Here is a 1,071-nt window from a genome sequence, read left to right on the forward strand (position 1 = left end):
TTGCATTAACTTATCTTGATTGTCTTTCAAGATTTGAATCGCTCTTTGGTATTGACCTTCAATTAAAATTGAAATTTCTTTATCGATTGTAATTGCTGTATCTTCTGAATACGGTTTGCTAAAATTATATTCGCTTTGACCTGATTCATCATAATAAGTAATGTTACCTAATTTCTCATTCAAACCATAAATGGTAACCATTGCACGAGCTTGTTTAGTAACTTTCTCTAAATCGGATAAAGCACCAGTTGAAATTGTATCGAAAACTACTTTTTCTGCAGCACGTCCGCCCATTGTAGCACACATTTCGTCTAGCATTTGATCTGGACGTACAATTAAGCGTTCTTCTGGCAAGTACCAAGCAGCACCAAGACTTTGACCTCTTGGAACAATTGTTACTTTAATAAGTGGCGCAGCGTGTTCTAGCATCCAACTTACCGTTGCGTGACCAGCTTCGTGAACTGCGATAGCTCTTTTTTCTGCTGGAGTTACAATTTTGTTTTTCTTTTCTAAACCACCAACGATTCTATCAACAGCATCAAGGAAATCTTGTTTGTCAACAGCAGTTTTATTGTTACGAGCTGCAATTAAAGCCGCTTCATTACATACGTTTGCAATATCAGCACCAGAGAAACCTGGAGTTTGTTTTGCAAGGAAATCTGTATCTAAACCATCTACTTTTTTCAAAGGAGCTAAATGCACTTCGAATATTTCTTTTCTTTCTCTAATGTCTGGTAAATCCACATAGATTTGTCTGTCAAAACGACCTGCGCGCATTAAAGCTTTGTCAAGAACATCGGCTCTATTGGTTGCAGCAAGTACAATTACGTGAGTATTTGTACCAAAACCATCCATTTCTGTAAGTAATTGATTCAACGTGTTTTCACGTTCGTCATTTCCGCCAGACATGTTGTTTTTTCCTCTTGCACGACCAACAGCATCAATTTCGTCAATGAAAATAATCGCAGGAGATTTTTCTTTTGCCTGTTTGAATAAATCTCTAACGCGAGACGCACCAACACCAACAAACATTTCCACGAAATCAGAACCTGAAAGTGAGAAAAACGGAAC

At 37.6% G+C, this 1,071-nt stretch carries 1 protein-coding gene; it reads right to left on the reverse strand.

Going from position 1 to position 1,071, the window contains the following annotated elements; translation table 11 throughout:
* Nucleotides 1–1,071, reverse strand: a 1,071-nt coding sequence (locus DIU01_RS15525; RefSeq protein ID WP_290836045.1) for an AAA family ATPase, incomplete at both ends; no start/stop codon positions are given.

The sequence above is a fragment of the Flavobacterium sp. genome (genome assembly GCF_003525665.1).
GTDB lineage: Bacteria > Bacteroidota > Bacteroidia > Flavobacteriales > Flavobacteriaceae > Flavobacterium.